Origin of the sequence: Lactobacillus sp. UBA5813 (assembly GCF_002417895.1) — a bacterium.
In the GTDB taxonomy this organism is placed as follows: Bacteria; Bacillota; Bacilli; order Lactobacillales; family Lactobacillaceae; genus Lactobacillus; species Lactobacillus amylolyticus.
Genome location: NZ_DICZ01000022.1, coordinates 1 through 18,816 on the forward strand (window position 1 = coordinate 1; position 18,816 = coordinate 18,816).

Here is an 18,816-nt window from a genome sequence, read left to right on the forward strand (position 1 = left end):
TTAACTTAATGACATTGGGTTTGTGCCTGAAGTTTTATTGTTTAAGCGATAAATTTTTGATAAATAGTTTTAATAACTTTTTCGGCTTCCTGTCGTTTAGTACCAATCATAATGGAAATTTGGGAAGCACCTTGATTAATCATCTGAATTGAGATGTTTTCTTCACCCAGTGGCGCTAAAATGCTGGCACAGAGACTAAGCTTATCTTTCATGCCTTCACCCACAACCATCGTAATGGCATAATCATCAATCCACTTCATTTGGTCAGGACTAACTGCTGCCTGGATATCAGTGCAAATTTGATCAATCAATTTAGCATTCAAATGCTCTTTTTTAAAGATAATTGTAATATCGTCGATTCCTGATGGCATATGTTCATAAGGTACGTGATATTTACGCAAGATTTCCAAAATATGAAAAGTGAAACCGCTTTGCTGATTTAGAAGATATTTGTGCAGGTACAAAGCTGAAAAGTTTTTGCCGCCAGCAATACCGGTTATTGTTGTTTGAGGTTTAAAACCATGCTCAGGTACGATCCAAGTGCCGTCCTCATCAGGGCGTCTAGTGTTTTTTACATTTACTGGAATTTGACCCTGAATCGCTGGAATTAATGCTTCATCGTGAAAAACGGAGAAGCCAGCGTAGGAAAGTTCCCGCATCTCGCGGTAAGTCATTCTTTTAATAGGACGGGGATGCTTAATAATTGCCGGATTTGCTGAAAAAATCGCGTCAACGTCTGTGAAGTTTTCATATAATTCTGCATGCAAACCGCGTGCCAAAATAGCCCCCGTAATATCAGAACCGCCACGAGAAAAGGTAGCAATGTTGCCAGAAGGAGTGATCCCGAAAAAGCCTGGGAAAACGATTCGTTTGTTTTTAGGCAAAGCAAAATTGCGCAAATTCAAATAGGTTTCAGGATTGACAAAAGCATTATTAGGCTTACCAGTAACGATCAAACCAAGATTTTTTGGCGTCAAGCAGACTGCGGAAATTCCTTGATGGTTCAGAATAATACTAATTAAATGTGCATTAAGCAATTCGCCATGGGCCTTAAAAGCAGCAAGGAGATAATCATTATTTGGATATTCGCTAGTAGCTAATCCTTCTAAAGTATTTTTGATAATCTGAATTTCATTATCTGTTAGGTTAAAATAATTGCCTATTTCCCGGTATCTGTTAAAAATCTTTTGTGAGATTGGCTGATAATTTTGGCGATTAATTACCAAATGAGCATACTTGATCAGCAAATCAGTAATTTTTATATCATTTTCAATGCGCTTGCCAGGGGCAGAGACAACGATGACTTGCCGCGCTGAATCAGCCTTAATAATTTTGATTGCTTGTTCGACGGCGGAACCATCGGCGAGTGAACTTCCACCAAATTTTATGACCTTCATATGAGTTGCCTTACTTAAGATTCAAATTTTGACTAATAATATCTTTCATTTCATCGATTGCGATAACTTTTTCTGCATGGGCTTTTTCATTAAATAAAAGCTTGACGCTGCTAGGCATCTCTCCACCTAAAAAAGCATGCAAATCAGTAACGGCTTTAAGTCCCTGATCTTCAACTTTTTCTCCTGTTAAAGCCGAAAGAACGGTTTCTGGGAATTTGTAAGGGCTGGCTGTTGAAACGATGATTGTTTTGGTTTTGTCACCGGTATCTTTTTGATAGCAGTTGGTGACATAAGAAGCTACCGCCGTATGCGGATCAATAACGTAATAATCATGTTCATAGATCCGTTTGATTTCGTCTTTTACTTCTTTTTGCGTAGCAAAACCAGAGGCAAAAAGTTGGGACATTTTAGCAAAAACCTTTTCATTAACTTGATAATGTCCATCCTGGTTAAGTTCTTTCATCCATTGTGCAATTTCACTGGCATTTTCATCATCAAGATCAAAAAGAAGACGCTCTAGATTGCTGGAAACTAAAATATCCATTGCTGGTGCATTAGTTAAATGAAATGCTCGATCGCGGTTGTATTTCCCTGTATGGAAGAAGTCAGTTAGAACATTATTCTCATTTGAAGCACAAATTAGTTTATTGACTGGCAAACCTAATTTTTCGGCATAATAAGCTGCGAGGATGTCACCAAAATTACCGGTTGGTACGGTATAGTTGATCTTTTCTCCAAGCTTTATTTCCTTATTTGCTACTAATTGACTGTAGCTGTATAAATAGTAGACAATTTGTGGAATTAGTCGGCCGATATTCATCGAATTGGCGGATGAGAATTGAAAACCATTGTCCTGAAGGCGTTGATTGAAAACTTGATCGTTGAAAATGCGTTTGACTTCGGTTTGAGCATCGTCAAAATTGCCTTTAATTGCAAAAACGCGTAAATTTTTGCCGCGCTGACTTAGCATTTGTTTTAATTGCACGGGACTAATGCCGCCATAAGGATAAAAGACGATCACTTGAGTGCCATTTTTATCACTGAAGCCATCCATAGATGCGGTACCGGTATCTCCGGAAGTAGCAGTTAAAATAATGATGTCGCGGTCAATTTTTTCAATCTTGACTGCCTTTGTCATTAATAATGGCAAGACTTGCAAAGCGATATCTTTGAAAGCTAGGGTAGGACCGTGAAAAAGTTCTAAATAGTAGTTGTGATCATGTTTTGCGATTGGTGCAATTTCCGCCTTGTCCCATTGTTGACCGTAAGCATTGTCGACAATGTTTTTCAACTGTTCTGACGAAAAATCATCAAAAAACAATTCCAAGACTTTAAGCGCAATATCTTGGTACTTTAACCCGGTTAAATCTCCGATTTTCCAATCTGGACGCGGAAATGCAATTGGTACGTACAATCCAGAATCTGGAGCCAAGCCTTGAATGACGGCAGCTGCTGAACTTAATGATTTATTAATATTACCTCGTGTACTTCTGTATTTCACTTTGTTACCTCACAAATTGAAGACTAAAATGCTTTAATTGCTAACATTGTATCGTTTTTATAACTATGATACAATCTTTAAAAAATAAAATATTAAATAAATAATTTTAATTACTGGGATAATTATATGAAAAAAGTAAAAGTAGGATTATTAGGATTAGGAACAGTTGGTTCTGGTGTACTCAAAATTTTAGCCAGAAATCAAGATAAAATTTCGAACATTGCCAAAAGACAAATTGAAGTTGTCAAGGCTCTGGTACGCGATCCTAAAAAGCATGAAAAAGAAGCAAATCAAGTTAAACTGGTAACGGATTTTGATGAAATTTTAAATGATAAAGACATTGAAATCGTTATTGAGGCAATTGGCGGATTGCATCCTGCCGAGGAGTTTATTGCTTCTCTTTTGGAGCATGGGAAGAGTGTAGTCACTGCCAATAAGGATTTGATTGCTAGTCACGGTCCACGTCTAGTTGAAATTGCTAATCGCAATAATGTTGATTTCATGTACGAAGCCAGCGTGGCGGGCGGAATTCCTATCCTCAATGCGCTTAGCCAAAGTTTTGCCGGTGATGAAATAATTGAAATTGCAGGAATAGTGAATGGCACTACAAACTATATTTTGACGCAAATGGTTGATCATCATGCAAACTTCCAAGATGCTTTGAAGAAGGCTCAAGAATTAGGCTTTGCGGAAGCGGATCCCACTAATGATATTACGGGCAAGGATGCTGCTTATAAGATGATAATTTTAACTCGTTTTGCTTTTGGAGCTAATTTGACCTTCGATGATTTTGAATATCATGGCATTGAAGAAGTTAAATCATTTGATGTCCGTCAAATTGCTAAATTAGGCTATAGTTTGAAGCTTTTAGGCATCAGCCGTAAAGTAAACAATCATATTTTCGTTGAAGTTGGTCCGACTTTGGTTAAACAAAGCGGTCAATTGGCTCATGTTAAAAATGAATATAATGCCGTTGGTGTTAGAAGTATGGCAGTAGGCAATAGTTTCTTCTTTGGACCAGGGGCAGGAAGCTTGCCAACTGCCAATAGCGTTGTCAGTGATTTGATGGCTGAAGTCAATGATATGAGTATGACTTCCGAAGCTGAGTCATTCAATCGCTATCAAGATCACTTAGATCCAGCTAAGCCAAAAGAAGTTTTTGATTCTTTCTATTTATCTCTAAAGATTGATGCTAAGGATGATGCGATTTTAACTGTTTCAAAACTACTGGTTGAACATCAGATTGGCTTTAGAGAATTGAATAAGGTAGAAGAAGGCAAGTCAACTTATATTGTTTTGGTCACTGATAAAATTAGTCACCAGCAATTGAATGATTTTACGACAGCGATGAAGAAGAATAATATTTCAGTTCAAGCTGCCTACAAGATTTTAAAATAGAGGCAAAAGGCTTATGCATATTCAAGTACCAGCTTCCACGGCGAATTTGGGACCGGGCTTTGATTCAATTGGAATGGCCGTCTCATTATATTTAAAAGTTGAAATTTTAGGTAAAAGCAAGAACTGGCAAATCGACCATCATCTTGGAAATTTACCTCATGATGAGCATAATTTAATCGTTCAGTCCGCCTTAAAGGCATGTCTAGATTTAGAGCCGCTGCGTTTAAAGGTTAGCAGCGATATTCCGATTGCACATGGCTTAGGCAGCAGCTCGAGCGCTATTGTAGCTGGAATCGAACTAGCTGATCAAATGGCAGGATTAGGGATGACGAATGAAGAGAAAGTAGAGTTGGCCAGCCAAATCGAAGGTCACCCAGACAATGTAGCACCGACAATTTTGGGCGGGCTTATTGCTGGCAGCTTTATCAATCAGCATTTTGACGTGGTCGAATTGCCACTTTTGCCATATGATTTTGTGGCCTATATTCCTGAATATAATTTGACTACGAAGAAGGCAAGAAGCGTTTTGCCAACAAAATTAGATTATGCAACTGCTACGCATGCCAGCGCGATTGCCAATACTTTGGTGGCCAGCTTAGCTATGAAGAAATATGAGCAAGTTGGTGAGTTGATGCAGGCAGATATGTTTCATGAGCCTTATCGAGAAAACTTGGTGCCTGAACTGAAGAAAATCAGACAAATTGCTCAGAAGGAAAAGGCTCTCGCAACATATTTAAGCGGGGCTGGTCCGACGGTTATGACAGTAATTAAAGCAGAAAGAAGCAGCGCATTTATCAAACATTTGCAGCTTTCAGGCTTAGATGGTCGATTAGTTCACCTGAAGCCTGATCTGCATGGTGCACAAGTTATCAAGTAGGAAAGGAACATCTATATGGCAGATAAAAAATTAGATACAGCAATCTTTTCAGGGGGATGCTTCTGGTGCATGGTAGAGCCATTTGATACTTTGTCCGGGATTGAAAAAGTAGTCAGTGGCTACACTGGCGGTCATGTGACTAATCCAACTTATGAAGAAGTTTGTACCGGTAAAACAGGTCATACTGAAGCTGTCAAAATCACTTTCGATCCAGAGAAATTTCCTTATCGAAAATTGGTTGACCTTTATTGGCAAGTTGCGGATCCAACTGATGCAATGGGCCAGTTTCAAGACCGCGGTGATCAGTATCGTCCAGTAATTTACTATAATTCTGAAGAACAAAAGGAAATTGCTGAAGAATCCAAAAAAGAGTTAGCCGAAAGTGGTATTTTCGACAAACCAATTGTGACGCAGATCGTGAAAGCATCTGCCTTTTATCCAGCAGAGGAATATCACCAAGATTTTTATAAGAAGAATCCAGAACGATATGCTCTGGAAGAATCCGCAGGAAGGGCAGCTTATCAAGCACGGTTCAAAAATAAACATTAGAGTTGGTTCAATCAAGTATTTTTGTTAAGCTTATCTATGTATTGTTTTTTATGAAATCTAAGGACTAATAAATAGATGGATCAACTTGATAGATTTAATCGAAGATATAATTTCTTCTCTAAATTGTCAGCAGCCTTGTTTTATTCAATAGCTGTTGCGATTGCCCTGAATTTTTTCTGGACGCCGGGGCATATGTACTCATCCGGAATTACCGGTTTTGCTCAGCTGATTAACTCAGTGAGTGAACGCTTTTTCCCGTTCACGATTTCGACGTCTTTGATGTATTTTGTTTTGAATGTACCATTGTTCATTTTAGGTTGGACTAAGATCGGACATAAATTTACTTTCTTTACGATTATTGCTGTTGTTTTAGGCTCAATCATGATGAGAGTAATTCAACCTTTGGAAGTTCACTGGGATCCACTTCTTTGTGCGATTTTCGGGGGTACGATTAACGGGATTGGTACAGGCTTTGCGCTGAAGAACGGTATTTCTACCGGTGGTTTGGATATTATCGGAATAGTTTTCCGAATGAAGACGGGAACTAGCTATGGTAAGTTTAATATTCTCGTAAATTTAGTAATCATTGCGGCAGCTGGTTTTGTATTCGGCTGGACCAGAGCTTTGTATTCTGCTTTGACTATCTTTATCAATGGACGAGTAATCGATGCGATTTACACGCAGCATAAGAAGATGCAGGTGATGATCATCACGGAGCATCCGCAAAGTATTATTGACGGTATTCAAAATAAAATGCACCGTGGTATTACTATTATCCACGATGCTGAAGGTGCGTACAGCCATACTGAAAAGACAGTGCTGATTACGATTATTGACCGTTATGACATGTATGATATTCGTCAAATTATTGAACATGCTGATCCGTATGCTTTCGTAAGTGTCAGTGAAGTAGAAAAGGTATACGGCAGATTCAAGGAACAGGAAATAGTTTAAACAAAATTAAAAGGAAGCGAGATAATTCGCTTCCTTTTTTGTTAAAAAAGATTAGTCATGTATTCATTAACGGCGGCTTGCTGCATTTCATCCCAACTAGTGAAGTGAGAGTTGTTTTTAACAAAGTCATTCAGATGATCTTTTTTTAGATCAGCAATTTGATTGAAATCCTTTATCTTTAGGCCTTGCATGAAAAAGCTAAAACTGGCAAAGTCAGTATACTTTTGCATAAAAGCAGGAGAGAAAAGGTCTTGATAAGAGACCTCTTTTTGAGGACTTTCTGCTGCTAATGCTTGCAATTTTTGTTTTAATGCATTTTTTCTTTTTCGTCGTTTATCTTAATCCTTCTTTCAAATAGTTTGATTATAGCATGAAAAAAGCCGCGCTCGGGCAACTTGTTTATTTATTTAAATTCTTTTCGAGCATAGCTACCGGATTCATCCAGGTACCTACATTGCGGTACCAGTTATTGCAAGGGTAGCCATGCTTGTTAATGTATTTGTGAGTGGTTCTGGTCAAACCAAGGTCCCAACCGTCATGGAAGTAGCTTAATGGATTGAGGCAGCGAGCATAGTCGGTAATGCCAAAAAGTTGCGAATTATACATTGATTTAACGCCATTTTTAGCGAGGCTGGCAAAAGGATAGCCCCAGGTATATTTACTGTTATTAGTGGTATTTGCGTTGCTTGTGGTTTCAGCTTTGACTTGTGCAGCAGGTGCACTAAAAGAAACGGCAGAAAAAGCTGCCGTAGCTACAGAAATAAATAGTACTTTTTTAATCTCATTAAAAACGAATGGTTCAAAATATTTGAACCAAAATTCTTATCTCCCTTATTTAATTTAAATCTATTTTAGCGAAAAAATATAATAAAGCCGTTACTAACAAATTAAATGTAAGAAAAAAAGGACATGAAATGTCCTTTTAGAAGCAATTATTTAACTTTAATCTTCAATACCAAGGTGATCCATAATTAAAGCAGCTGTTTCTTCAATTGAACGGTGAGCAACATTAATCACGTAGCAACCCAACTTCTTGTACAGCTTTTGCGCTGATTCAAGCTCTTTGTTGATTGAATCCATGTTGGAATATGAAGTATCTGGGTTCAAACCATAAGAAATCATTCTTTGACGGCGAATTTCATTCAAAACGGAAGGATCATTTGTTAATCCGATGATCTTCTTTGGATTAATTTCGTAGATTTCTTTAGGAATATGCGTTTCAGGTACAAGAGGCAAGTTAGCAACCTTTAAGTTCTTGTTGTAAGCTAAGTACAGTGATAATGGTGTCTTGGAAGTTCTTGAAACACCAAGCAAAACTACATCAGCTTCTAGGAAGCCCTTAGGATCTTTACCATCGTCGTACATAACAGCAAATTCCATTGCGGAAATACGATCAAAGTATTTAGCATTCAGTTTGTGCTGAGCACCGGTTTGCTCAACTGGACGCATACCAGTGGTTTGGGCCAAGGCTTCAACGACTGGAGACAAAATATCTACGCTTTGAATTTTATGTTCGCGAGCAAAGCGAATTACTGTCAATTGCATGTCATCTTTAACTAGACTATAAATAAGAACTAAGTTTGGATATTTTTCAATTTCTTTAAAAGTATCTTCAAGTTTTTTCTTATCAGTAATAAATGGGTAACGCCGGTAATTAATTTTTGCATCTGGGAATTGTGCAGCAGCAGCTGTTGCGTTGTTAAAAGCAGTATCGCCAGCCGCATCGGAAATAATAATAATATTTACTTCTATTTTCTTATCCTTTTCTGGCATTCTTTGCACCTCTTTCTGACTAAATTATACCGAACATCGCCATGAAATGAAATCGCTTAACCCGTTTTAAGATGGCTTTTTAAATAAATTACAAAATATCAAAAAAATTTAACGGATACTATTGACCGAAAAATATCGTTTGCTATAATTTAATTAAACGTATGGCGCAACGCCAAGAAATGGAAGGAGGGATCACACATGGCTAAGACAATCGTTCATGAAAACGAGTCTATTGATGATGCTCTTCGTCGTTTCAAGCGTTCCGTCTCAAGAAGTGGTACCTTACAAGAATACCGCAAGCGTGAATTCTATGAAAAACCAAGTGTACGTAGAAAGCTTAAGTCTGAAGCTGCACGTAAGCGTAGACATTATTAATAAATAAGAAAAAGATCTGGTTTTGCCAGATCTTTTTTTCTATCCGTATTTTATGCAGAAAAAAATAGGCAAGTTTGTTATAATTTTGGTGTAGGTTTATTTGAGAAAGAGGGAACTACATTGAGTTTATCTGACAAAATCATGGCTGATATGAAACAAGCTATGAGGGATAAAGATAAAGTAAAGTTAAACACAGTGCGGATGATCAAATCTGCATTAATGAATGAAAAGATTAAATTAGGTCACGAATTAAACGCTGACGAAGAATTAACAGTACTTAACCGCGAAAAGAAACAAAGAGAAGAATCTATTGCTGAATTTGCAAAGGCTAAGAGAGACGATTTAGTCGAGGAAACCAAGAAGGAACTTGCTGTGGTTGAAGGTTACATGCCAAAGCAATTATCCAAGGATGAATTAGATAAAATCGTTAAAGAAACAATTGAAGAAGTTGGTGCTAAAGGCAAATCTGACTTTGGCAAGGTTATGAAAGCTGTTATGCCTAAAGTTAAGGGACGCGCTGACGGTAAACAAACTTCAGCTTTAGTTCGCGATCATCTTAATTAATAAAGAGGGAGCGGGTCTTTTGGCTCAAACAAGTTTTATTCCTGAAAAACCAGAAAATATTCAAAATTTAGTTGGCATTAACGATGGCAATTTGAAGTTGCTATCTGAAGGCTATGATGTATCCGTCACAGATACCGGTAATGAAATTGTCATTGACGGTAGCAATGAAGATGGCATCAAAAAAGTCCTAGCTGTTTTAAAAGCATTAGACAATGTTGTGAATACCGGTGTTAACATTGGTGCGCCCGACGTTGTTAGTACAATGAAAATGGCAGACAAAGGTACAACGGAATACTTTGCTGATCTGTATAAAAAGATTTTAATTCGGGATGCTAAAGGTCGCCCGATTAGAGTTAAAAATATGGGGCAAAAGCGTTACGTTGAAGCCATTCAAAAAAGTGATGTCGTTTTCGGAATCGGACCGGCCGGAACAGGTAAAACCTTCTTAGCCGTTGTTTGTGCAATCGCTGCTTTTAAAAAGGGTGAAGTATCGCGAATTGTTTTAACCAGACCTGCTGTTGAAGCAGGTGAATCACTCGGATTTTTGCCAGGAGATTTAAAAGAAAAAGTAGATCCATATTTAAGACCAATATATGATTCCCTTTATGCGATTTTGGGTACTAATACTACCGATCGGTTGATGGAGAGAGGAACAATCGAAGTCGCACCGCTTGCGTATATGCGTGGCCGGACCTTGGATGATGCCTTCGTAATTTTGGACGAAGCCCAAAATACAACCGATTCCCAAATGAAGATGTTTTTAACTCGGCTTGGCTTTAATTCAAGAATGATCGTCAATGGTGACATGACTCAGGTTGATTTGCCTGGTCGCCAACATAGTGGATTAATTGATGCTCAGCATATTTTGAAGGGAATTGATCAAATCAAATTTATTAATTTCTCCACAAATGATGTTGTTCGTCACCCAGTTGTTGCCAAAATTATTAATGCTTACGAAAAAAAGGACGCAAAACGCTAAAATGGATCCAATTGAGATTACCTATAATGATGAAGTCGGTTTTTTAAACGATGATACGAGAGATTGGAAAGACTGGATAGAAAAATTATTGCTGCTTGCTAAAACTAAAATTGGCAAAAAAAACAACTTAGAGATGAGTATTAACTTTGTCAATGAGGATCGCAGTCACGAAATCAATCTGAAATATCGCGATAAGGATCGTCCAACTGATGTGATTTCTTTTGCTATCGAAGATGGCGAAGATGATCTGGATATGGCCGCTTTTGCTGATGATCCAGATTTTCAAGAAGATATCGGTGATCTCTTTATGTGTCCTAGTGTCATTAAGCGCCATAGTGTTGAGTATGGTACAGGCTTTGACCGGGAATTTGGTTATACTGTTGTCCACGGCTTTTTGCATCTAAATGGTTATGACCACATTAAACCTGAAGAGGCAAAAGAAATGTTTGGTATTCAAGGCAAAGTTTTAGAAGAATATGGTTTGCCTTTATATCCTGACCAGTTAGATGTTGGCAGAGGAAAGTAATGAAAAAAGAAACAAAGTTTAAATCTGGTTTTATTGCAATTGTTGGTCGTCCTAATGTGGGCAAATCAACTTTAATGAATCGGTTGGTCGGTGAAAAGGTTGCGATTACGTCAAATAAACCACAAACTACGCGCAATCGAATTTCCGGAATTTATACAAGTGATGACATGCAGGTTGTCTTTGTTGATACACCAGGAATATTTAAGCCGCATTCTAAACTAGACGAATATATGGACAAAGCCAGCTATTCAAGTTTGAATGACGTTGACTTAGTAATGTTTATGGTTGAACCAGATGAAGCAGGAAAAGATGACAAGTTTGTTGCTGACTTGCTCCAAAAAGTAAAAGTACCTGTTTTTCTGATTATTAACAAAGTTGATGAAATTCATCCTGATAAGCTTTTGCCAATTATTGATTCTTATCGCAAATTAGGCGATTTTGCAGAATTTCTACCGGTTTCTGCAACTGAAGGTATTGGCATTCCAGACTTATTAACTGCCTTAAATAAATACCTTCCTGAAGGTCCGCAATATTATGGCTCGGACCAAATTACTGATCGACCTGAATATTTTGTTGTCGCAGAGTTAATTCGTGAGCAAATTTTACAACTAACTGCTCAAGAAGTCCCTCATGCTACCGCTGTGGCAGTGGACCGAATGAATCAGCGCATTAAAGGAAAATTGCAAATCGAAGCAACGATTTATGTCGAACGTGATGGTCAAAAAGGCATTATCATTGGCAAAGGCGGAAAGATGCTGAAACAAATTGGTATTAATTCGCGTAGAGCAATTGAAAACTTGCTTGGTGAAAAAGTAAACCTTCGCCTTTGGGTAAAAGTCCAACATAATTGGCGTTCAGATCCAAGTTTCTTGAAACTAATTGGATATGATAAAAAGGAATTAAATTAATGACGCGTGAACTTAAAGAAGTTCAAGGGATCATTTTTAAAAGGCAAAAATATAAAGAAGCAGATTTGCTGGCGAAAATCATAACTAAAGAAGATGGCATAATTACCTTAGTTGTACGCGGAGCCTTACGGCCAAAATCGCAGTTGAATGCGGCGACATTGAACTTTTCATATGGTCGTTATGTCATTTATACCAATGGTCGTGGTTTAAGCTATCTGCGTACCTATAAAGAAGTAAAGCAGTATGATGGTTTGTATAATGATTTAACCAAAAATGCTTATGCTTCTTTTATTTTGGATTTAATTGATCATGCCTTTGTAGAATATCAGCCTTTAGGCAAATACTATGAGCTTGCGAAGTTTGCCCTTGAACGAATAAATGAAAATACTGATCCAGAGATGATAACGCAAATTGTGCAGATGCAGATGCTGAAAGCATATGGAGTGGAACCAGAATTAAGGCATTGTCTAATTTGTGGCAAGGAAAAAGGTATTTTTGATTATTCGATCAAATTGGGCGGCGTGATTTGCAGCGATCATTTTGCAACTGAAAATAGCAGATTGCATCTAAAGCCTAAAGAGACAGCCGTTTTGCGGACGATAGGTTTATTGCCATTTGAAAGGCTAGGCTCAATCAAACTATCTTCCGATACAAAAAAGGCTACTAGAAAAGCAATTGATCGAATTTATAGAGGGACAATTGACTTGAATTTAAAAACTAAGAAATTTCTTGATGAATTAAAACTGTTTAACCCTTCAAATAACTAGTTTTACTTGCTTTCATGTGGTAAAATCAACTATGTATTTGATGAAGATGAGGAATTTAGAAAAGTACTAGTTTTAGCGAATGTCGTTTGGTGGAAGGACATCTAGGAAAAGGCGCCTCTAGTCAAGTTAATTAAGAGCAGGAAGAATACTTTCTGAATTAGGGTGGAACCGCGATAATATTCGTCCCTATGCAAAATTTTGCATAGGCTTTTTTTATGGCCTAGCACAGGAAGGAAATAAAAAAATGGCAGATAAGAAATTAAATATTCAAAATATGATCTTTAAGCTGGAACAATTCTGGTCTTCAAAAGGTTGTATGATTATGCCTTCATATGACGTTGAAAAAGGTGCAGGTACGATGAGTCCTTACACTTTTCTTCGTGCTGTTGGTCCAGAACCATGGGCAGCATGTTATGTAGAACCTTCAAGAAGACCTGCAGATGGTCGTTATGGTAAAAACCCAAACCGTTTATTCCAACACCACCAGTTCCAGGTAGTTATTAAACCAGCTCCAAAGGATATTCAACAATACTATTTGGACTCTTTGAAAGTTTTAGGAATTGATCCACTGGAACACGATATTCGTTTCGTTGAAGACAACTGGGCTAACCCATCAATGGGTTGTGCCGGTGTTGGTTGGGAAGTTTGGCTTGACGGCATGGAAGTTAGTCAGTTTACTTATTTCCAAGTTGTCGGTGAACTTGATGTCAAACCAACTATGAGTGAAATTACATACGGTGTTGAAAGATTGGCTTCATACATTCAAGATGTAAATTCAGTATTTGATCTTGAATGGGGCAATGGCGTGCTTTATCGTGATATCTTTAAGCAACCTGAATATGAACACTCAAAATATGCTTTTGAAGAATCAAACCAAGAACAATTGCTTAAATTCTTTGATATTTACGAGGCAACTGCTAAACGTCTTCTTGATCAAAACTTGGTTCACCCTGCATATGATTACATTTTGAAATGTTCACACACCTTCAATTTGTTGGATGCACGTGGTGCCGTTTCAGTAACTGAACGTGCTGGTTACTTATCCAGAATCAGAAACTTAGCTCACGAAGTAGCAGTTAAGTTTGTTGAAGAACGTGAAAAGCGTGGCTTCCCACTTCTCAAGAATGCACAAGACAAGAAGGCAGGCGTTGAAAATGGCTAAAGATTATTTATTTGAAATCGGTACTGAAGAAATGCCAGCTCACGTTGTTTCTCGCAGTGTGAAGCAATTGGCTGACAGAACCAAGAAATTTTTAAAAGAAAATGGCTTAAAATTCAAAGATATCAAGACTTATTCAACTCCTCGTCGTTTAACAATTTTGGTTGAAGACTTGGCCGAAAAGCAAGACGATATCGATGAAGTTAAAAAAGGCCCTGCAAAGAAGATTGCACAAGATGCAGACGGCAACTGGACCAAGGCTGCTCAAGGTTTTGCTCGCGGTCAAGGCATAACTACTGATGATATTTACTTTGAAGAACTTAAAGGAACTGAATATGCTTATGTTCATGTTCAAAAAGAGGGTAAAAAAGCAAGCGATATCTTGCTTGGCATGAGCGATATCATCAAGGACATGACCTTTCCAACCAAGATGCGCTGGGATTCAAATGACTTTGAATTTGTTCGTCCAATCCACTGGCTCGTTTCTCTTTATGACAGTGATGTCATTCCAGTTAAGATTTTGGATATTACCGCAGGCCGTAAAACCGAGGGTCATCGTTTCTTAGGTGACTCAGTTGTTTTGGCCAATGCTGATGATTATGTTGAAGCATTGAAAGACCAATTTGTGATTGTCGATGCTAAAGAACGTAAAGACATGATTGTCAACCAAATGAATGATTTGGTTAAGAAAAACAACTGGAAGATTAAAGAAGATAAGAACTTGCTTGAAGAAGTTACCAACTTGGTAGAATATCCAACTGTTTTTGCTGGTAGCTTTGATGAAAAATATTTGAATATTCCAGATGAAGTTTTAATTACTTCAATGAAGGATAATCAACGTTATTTTGAAGTCTATGATCAGAACGGCAAGCTGATCAATCACTTTATTGCTGTCAGAAATGGTAATAAGGATTTCTTGGATAATGTTATTTCAGGTAATGAAAAGGTTTTGGTTGCACGTTTGGATGACGCTCAATTCTTCTATGACGAAGACCGCAAGTATCCATTAAGTCATTTCGTTGATAAGATGAAGAATGTTTCCTTCCACGACAAGATTGGTTCAATGGCTGAAAAGATGAAGCGTGTTCGTTTAATCGGTGATTATCTTGCCAAGCGTTGGAATTTAGATGAAAACGTAGTTAAGGACTTTGATAGAGCTTCAGAACTTTACAAATTTGACCTTGTTACCCAAATGGTTGGTGAATTTGCTGAACTTCAAGGTGTAATGGGAATGCACTACGCTCGTTTAGCAGGCGAAAATGAAGAAGTAGCTGTTGCTATTAAGGAACACTACATGCCAACTACTGCTGAAGGCGAACTTCCAGAAACTACTGTTGGTTCATTATTGTCTATTGCTGATAAGATTGATAACATTCTTACTTTCTTTGGCGCAGGTATGATTCCAAGTTCTTCAAACGACCCATATGCACTTCGTCGTAATGCTTACGGAATTGTAAGAATTTTATTGAATCAAAAATGGTCATTGCCATTTAACCAAGTTTTGCCTGAAATTGTAGAATTGGTAGATGGTAAGACACCAGCTAAATTGCCAAAGACCAATGAAGAAGACGAACAAATTGCACTCTTCATTCGTGACAGAATTAAGCAATACTTGCAAAAGAACAACTTTAAGTATGATGTTATCGATGCTGTTCTTGCTTCAAGTCAACAAGATCCAAGCGAAATCTTATCAGCTGCCAAGGTACTTGGCTTACACCACGATGATGCCGAATTTAAGCCAGTTGTTGAAAGCTTGACTAGAATTGACAATATTTTGAAGAAGGCTAAGTTCAATAACAAACAAGCCGAAGTTGATGAAAACTTGTTCGAAGATGCTAGTGAAAATGAATTATTTGCAGGTATTCAAAACTTGCAAGAAATTCAAAACTTGGCTGATTTGTACCAAGGTTTCGTTCAATTGCAGCCAGTAATTGATCGTTACTTCGATACTAATATGATTATGGCTAAAGATGAAAAAGTTAAGAACAATCGTTTAGCTCAACTTAGTCAAGTTAGTGTCTTAGCAGATCGTTTGGGTGACTTAAGCAAATTAGTTATCAAATAATAAAAGAATAGGTGATTCTCAATGGCTGGTCGAATTCCAGAAGATTTTATTAATGAAGTTCGAAACAACGTAAATATTGTTGATGTCGTCAGCCAATATGTTTCACTTGAAAAGAAAGGCAAAGACTATATTGGTCTTTGCCCTTTTCATCAAGAAAAAACACCTTCGTTCACGGTTAATGAAGAAAAGCAATTTTTTAAATGTTTTGGTTGCGATAAGGGCGGAAACGTATTTAAATTCTTGATGTATAAGGATAATCTCACTTTTCCAGAGAGCGTAGAACAAGTCGCCAATTTTGCTCACATTCCAATGCCGAGCAGCTATGGTCAAACACCGGTACAAATGAGTCCGTTGCTAAAAATTCATCAGGATGCTACCAACTTTTATCATCATGTCTTGCTGACTACGCAGGCTGGTGAGCGGGGGATGAAATACGCCCGTGAGCGTGAGCTTTCTGAAGAATTGATGGATCATTTTCAAATTGGTTATGCTCCAAATTCTGAGAATGTCCTGCTAACTTATTTGCGAGGCAAAGGCTATAGCGACGATAATTTGGCAAAAAGTGGCTTGTTTATCCAAAGCAAAGATGGCCGTTTGTTTGATCGTTTCCGTGATCGTTTAATGTTTCCATTAGGCGATGAAATTGGTAAGGTTATTGGCTTTTCTGGTCGACGAATTTCTCAGGACAAAACTGAAGCCAAATATATGAACAGTCCAGAAACTAAAATCTTCACTAAGTCAAAGGCACTTTTTCATTTCTCAGAGGCCAAAAAGGCGGCTCGGCGTGAAGGGCACCTTGTCTTATATGAAGGCTATATGGACGTAATTTCAGCATATAAAGCAGGAGTTCATTCTGGAATTGCTTCTATGGGGACAAGTTTGACTGATCAGCAAGTTTATATGCTAAAAAGAACTTCACGCAATATTATCGTTAATTATGACGGTGATGATCCTGGCGTTCATGCTGAAGAACGTGCAGCAAAAATGTTCCAACAAGCTGGCGGCTTTAATTTGGGAATTGTCGTTCTACCTGAAAAACTCGATCCTGACGAATATGTCAAAAAATACGGGGCAGAAAAGTATTTGGAAGAAGTCAAAGGTGCATTGTCTCCGACCGACTTTTTCTTAAAACGCTTAGCGAAAAAGTATAACTTAAAAAATGACCGAGAACGAATTACATTCTTAAGTGAAGCCGTTAAGCAGATTGCTAAGTTAAGCAATCCAGTTGAGCAGGATTTATACATTGATAAGCTTGCTAAGCAGCAGGGCGTTTCAAAAGATTCACTGAAGGTTAACTTAATGCGCGAACGCCGCCGTTTGCTTCGCGCGAATCGCAATAAAGGACGCTATCAACCAGATAATAGGAAAGAAACTACTAATCCTGTAGAATTTGAAGATAATCAAGATACGGTACAACCAAAATATGACTCAGCACAAACGCGGTTGCTTTATCTATTTATGCATTCTGAACAAGCACGAGATTATATTTTGGAGCAGCATTTTCTGTTTCCTGATCAAGATTATGCGCAAATCGCAGAATTATGGCTAAAATTTATTCAAACTCATGAAGAAACCACAATTAATAGTTTCTTAGATTTTATTCCTGAGCAACTTCAAGGTATAATAGTAAATGCTGAAATGAGAGAGATGCCCCAAGATTTTTCTGGTCGTGAAATCGATGAGATCATTAGTTCACTTAAAAAGCGCGATATCAATTCACAACTGAATGAGTTAAAAAATAAAATTGAGGATGCCGAACGCCGAAATGACAATCAAGAAATCTTGAATTTGACGCAAAAGATTTTGCAATTAAAGAGAATCAAGGGCTAATAGAGGAGGCTTTTTAGTGGCAGAACAAACAAACAAACTACCTTTAGATAAGATGGTTAAAAAAGTCGTTAAAGATGTTAAGAGGAGCAAGGAAATCACAGAGCAAGACTTTACTGACCGTTTAATTAAGCCTTATAACTTACAAGGCAAGGCTGTTGATCAACTTGTCCAGGAGTTCGAAGATAATGGGATCAGTATTGTTGATAAGAATGGTGATCCATCTAAATTAGCTTTAAAGAAGCAAAAAGATATTGAAAAGAAAGAATTAAAGGATATGTCAGCTCCTTCCGGCGTTCGAATGAATGACCCTGTTCGGATGTATTTGAAGGAAATCGGTCGTGTTCCACTTATTAATGCTGATAAAGAAATTGCTTTGGACAAAAGAATTAAAAATGGCGATGAAGAAGCTAAGCAAGAATTGGCTGAAGCTAACTTACGTTTGGTTGTTTCGATCGCTAAACGTTATGTTGGTCGTGGAATGTCCTTCCTAGATTTAATTCAAGAGGGTAACATGGGTCTTATGAAGGCCGTAGATAAATTTGACTACCGTTTAGGATTCAAGTTCTCAACTTATGCTACTTGGTGGATCAGACAGGCCATTACTCGTGCGATTGCCGACCAAGCTAGAACTATCAGAATTCCGGTTCACATGGTTGAAACAATCAATAAATTGATTAGAATTCAACGTCAATTGCTGCAAGACTTGGGTCGTGAACCAACTCCAGAAGAAATTGGTGCCGAAATGGATATGCCAACTAACAAGGTTCGTGATGTTCTAAAAATTGCTCAAGAACCTGTATCTTTGGAAACGCCAATTGGTGAAGAAGACGATTCACACTTAGGTGACTTTATTGAAGATAAGGAAGCTACTAGTCCTGAACAACATGCTTCTTACGAAATGTTGAAGGAACAATTGGAGGAAACGCTTGATACATTGACTGATCGTGAGGAAAACGTTTTGCGTTTACGGTTTGGTCTAGATGATGGTCGTACTCGTACTTTGGAAGAAGTAGGTAGAGTCTTTGGCGTTACTCGTGAACGGATTCGTCAGATTGAAGCTAAAGCATTGCGCAAACTGCGTCACCCAAGTCGCTCAAACCAATTAAAGGATTTCTTGGACTAAGATAGTTTAGAAATAATAAGAAAATAAAAGCATCATAACTATTGCCGTTTGAACTGAGACGTAAAAGTTGG

At 37.8% G+C, this 18,816-nt stretch carries 20 protein-coding genes; 15 read left to right on the forward strand and 5 right to left on the reverse strand.

The annotated features are described in order from the left end of the window. Positions 1–41: 41 nt before the first annotated feature. Both B2008_RS04320 and thrC read right to left on the reverse strand, forming a co-directional pair. Complete coding sequence (locus B2008_RS04320; RefSeq protein ID WP_281828144.1) at positions 42–1,397, reverse strand: aspartate kinase; 1,356 nt, start codon at positions 1,395–1,397, stop codon at positions 42–44. Positions 1,398–1,407: 10 nt separating this feature from the next. Next, positions 1,408–2,898: a threonine synthase gene (thrC, locus tag B2008_RS04325; protein WP_281828142.1), complete on the reverse strand. Its 1,491-nt coding sequence runs from the start codon at positions 2,896–2,898 to the stop codon at positions 1,408–1,410. A gap of 126 nt (positions 2,899–3,024) precedes the next feature. Here thrC and B2008_RS04330 point away from each other — a divergent pair, with 126 nt between their 5' ends. The 4 genes from B2008_RS04330 to B2008_RS04345 all read left to right on the forward strand — a co-directional run bounded on the left by B2008_RS04330 (position 3,025) and on the right by B2008_RS04345 (position 6,676). Continuing rightward, on the forward strand, positions 3,025–4,296 hold the full coding sequence (locus tag B2008_RS04330) for a homoserine dehydrogenase (RefSeq protein WP_281828140.1): 1,272 nt from the start codon (positions 3,025–3,027) through the stop codon (positions 4,294–4,296). A gap of 13 nt (positions 4,297–4,309) precedes the next feature. Next, positions 4,310–5,173, forward strand: a complete 864-nt coding sequence (gene thrB / locus B2008_RS04335; RefSeq protein WP_281828138.1) for a homoserine kinase — start codon at positions 4,310–4,312, stop codon at positions 5,171–5,173. Positions 5,174–5,188: 15 nt separating this feature from the next. Further along, positions 5,189–5,722: a peptide-methionine (S)-S-oxide reductase MsrA gene (gene msrA, locus B2008_RS04340; protein ID WP_281828136.1), complete on the forward strand. Its 534-nt coding sequence runs from the start codon at positions 5,189–5,191 to the stop codon at positions 5,720–5,722. A 75-nt stretch (positions 5,723–5,797) separates the two neighbouring features. Further along, entirely contained in the window at positions 5,798–6,676 is an 879-nt protein-coding gene (locus B2008_RS04345) for a YitT family protein (RefSeq protein WP_080881364.1), read from the forward strand. Between the two features lie 41 nt (positions 6,677–6,717). Here B2008_RS04345 and B2008_RS04350 read toward each other — a convergent pair whose 3' ends face one another. Both B2008_RS04350 and B2008_RS04355 read right to left on the reverse strand, forming a co-directional pair. Next, positions 6,718–6,906 carry a hypothetical protein gene (locus B2008_RS04350; RefSeq protein ID WP_286822329.1) on the reverse strand — a complete coding sequence of 63 codons (189 nt, stop codon included), beginning with the start codon at positions 6,904–6,906 and terminating at the stop codon, positions 6,718–6,720. A 169-nt stretch (positions 6,907–7,075) separates the two neighbouring features. Further along, a complete protein-coding gene (locus B2008_RS04355) occupies positions 7,076–7,282 on the reverse strand; it encodes a hypothetical protein (RefSeq protein ID WP_281828131.1) in 207 nt (68 codons plus the stop codon). Positions 7,283–7,358: 76 nt separating this feature from the next. Here B2008_RS04355 and B2008_RS04360 point away from each other — a divergent pair, with 76 nt between their 5' ends. Continuing rightward, positions 7,359–7,520, forward strand: coding sequence for a hypothetical protein (locus B2008_RS04360; RefSeq protein ID WP_281828129.1), 162 nt, complete (start codon positions 7,359–7,361; stop codon positions 7,518–7,520). A gap of 98 nt (positions 7,521–7,618) precedes the next feature. Here the strand turns inward: B2008_RS04360 and B2008_RS04365 are convergent, their stop codons facing one another. Next, complete coding sequence (locus B2008_RS04365; RefSeq protein ID WP_127345596.1) at positions 7,619–8,449, reverse strand: pyruvate, water dikinase regulatory protein; 831 nt, start codon at positions 8,447–8,449, stop codon at positions 7,619–7,621. 198 nt (positions 8,450–8,647) lie between these two features. Between B2008_RS04365 and rpsU the strand changes: the two genes are divergently transcribed. The 10 genes from rpsU (at position 8,648) to rpoD (ending at position 18,745) form a co-directional block, all read left to right on the forward strand. Then, a complete protein-coding gene (gene rpsU / locus B2008_RS04370) occupies positions 8,648–8,824 on the forward strand; it encodes a 30S ribosomal protein S21 (RefSeq protein WP_002880182.1) in 177 nt (58 codons plus the stop codon). A 120-nt stretch (positions 8,825–8,944) separates the two neighbouring features. Further along, complete coding sequence (locus tag B2008_RS04375; RefSeq protein ID WP_281828086.1) at positions 8,945–9,388, forward strand: GatB/YqeY domain-containing protein; 444 nt, start codon at positions 8,945–8,947, stop codon at positions 9,386–9,388. A gap of 19 nt (positions 9,389–9,407) precedes the next feature. Then, on the forward strand, positions 9,408–10,367 hold the full coding sequence (locus tag B2008_RS04380) for a PhoH family protein (protein ID WP_281828085.1): 960 nt from the start codon (positions 9,408–9,410) through the stop codon (positions 10,365–10,367). Position 10,368: 1 nt separating this feature from the next. Next, positions 10,369–10,893 carry an rRNA maturation RNase YbeY gene (ybeY, locus tag B2008_RS04385; protein ID WP_281828083.1) on the forward strand — a complete coding sequence of 175 codons (525 nt, stop codon included), beginning with the start codon at positions 10,369–10,371 and terminating at the stop codon, positions 10,891–10,893. After that, on the forward strand, positions 10,893–11,801 hold the full coding sequence (era, locus tag B2008_RS04390; protein ID WP_281828080.1) for a GTPase Era: 909 nt from the start codon (positions 10,893–10,895) through the stop codon (positions 11,799–11,801). The genes ybeY and era overlap by 1 nt, the downstream gene beginning before the upstream one ends. Then, a complete protein-coding gene (gene recO / locus B2008_RS04395) occupies positions 11,801–12,568 on the forward strand; it encodes a DNA repair protein RecO (RefSeq protein ID WP_281828078.1) in 768 nt (255 codons plus the stop codon). Before era ends, recO begins: the two co-directional genes overlap by 1 nt. A 244-nt stretch (positions 12,569–12,812) precedes the next feature. Next, positions 12,813–13,730, forward strand: coding sequence for a glycine--tRNA ligase subunit alpha (gene glyQ, locus B2008_RS04400; RefSeq protein ID WP_281828077.1), 918 nt, complete (start codon positions 12,813–12,815; stop codon positions 13,728–13,730). Then, positions 13,723–15,792, forward strand: coding sequence for a glycine--tRNA ligase subunit beta (gene glyS / locus B2008_RS04405; protein ID WP_281828076.1), 2,070 nt, complete (start codon positions 13,723–13,725; stop codon positions 15,790–15,792). Before glyQ ends, glyS begins: the two co-directional genes overlap by 8 nt. Before the next feature lie 21 nt (positions 15,793–15,813). Next, complete coding sequence (dnaG, locus tag B2008_RS04410; RefSeq protein ID WP_281828075.1) at positions 15,814–17,622, forward strand: DNA primase; 1,809 nt, start codon at positions 15,814–15,816, stop codon at positions 17,620–17,622. Between the two features lie 16 nt (positions 17,623–17,638). Continuing rightward, positions 17,639–18,745 carry an RNA polymerase sigma factor RpoD gene (rpoD, locus tag B2008_RS04415; protein WP_281828074.1) on the forward strand — a complete coding sequence of 369 codons (1,107 nt, stop codon included), beginning with the start codon at positions 17,639–17,641 and terminating at the stop codon, positions 18,743–18,745. Positions 18,746–18,816: the final 71 nt, after the last annotated feature.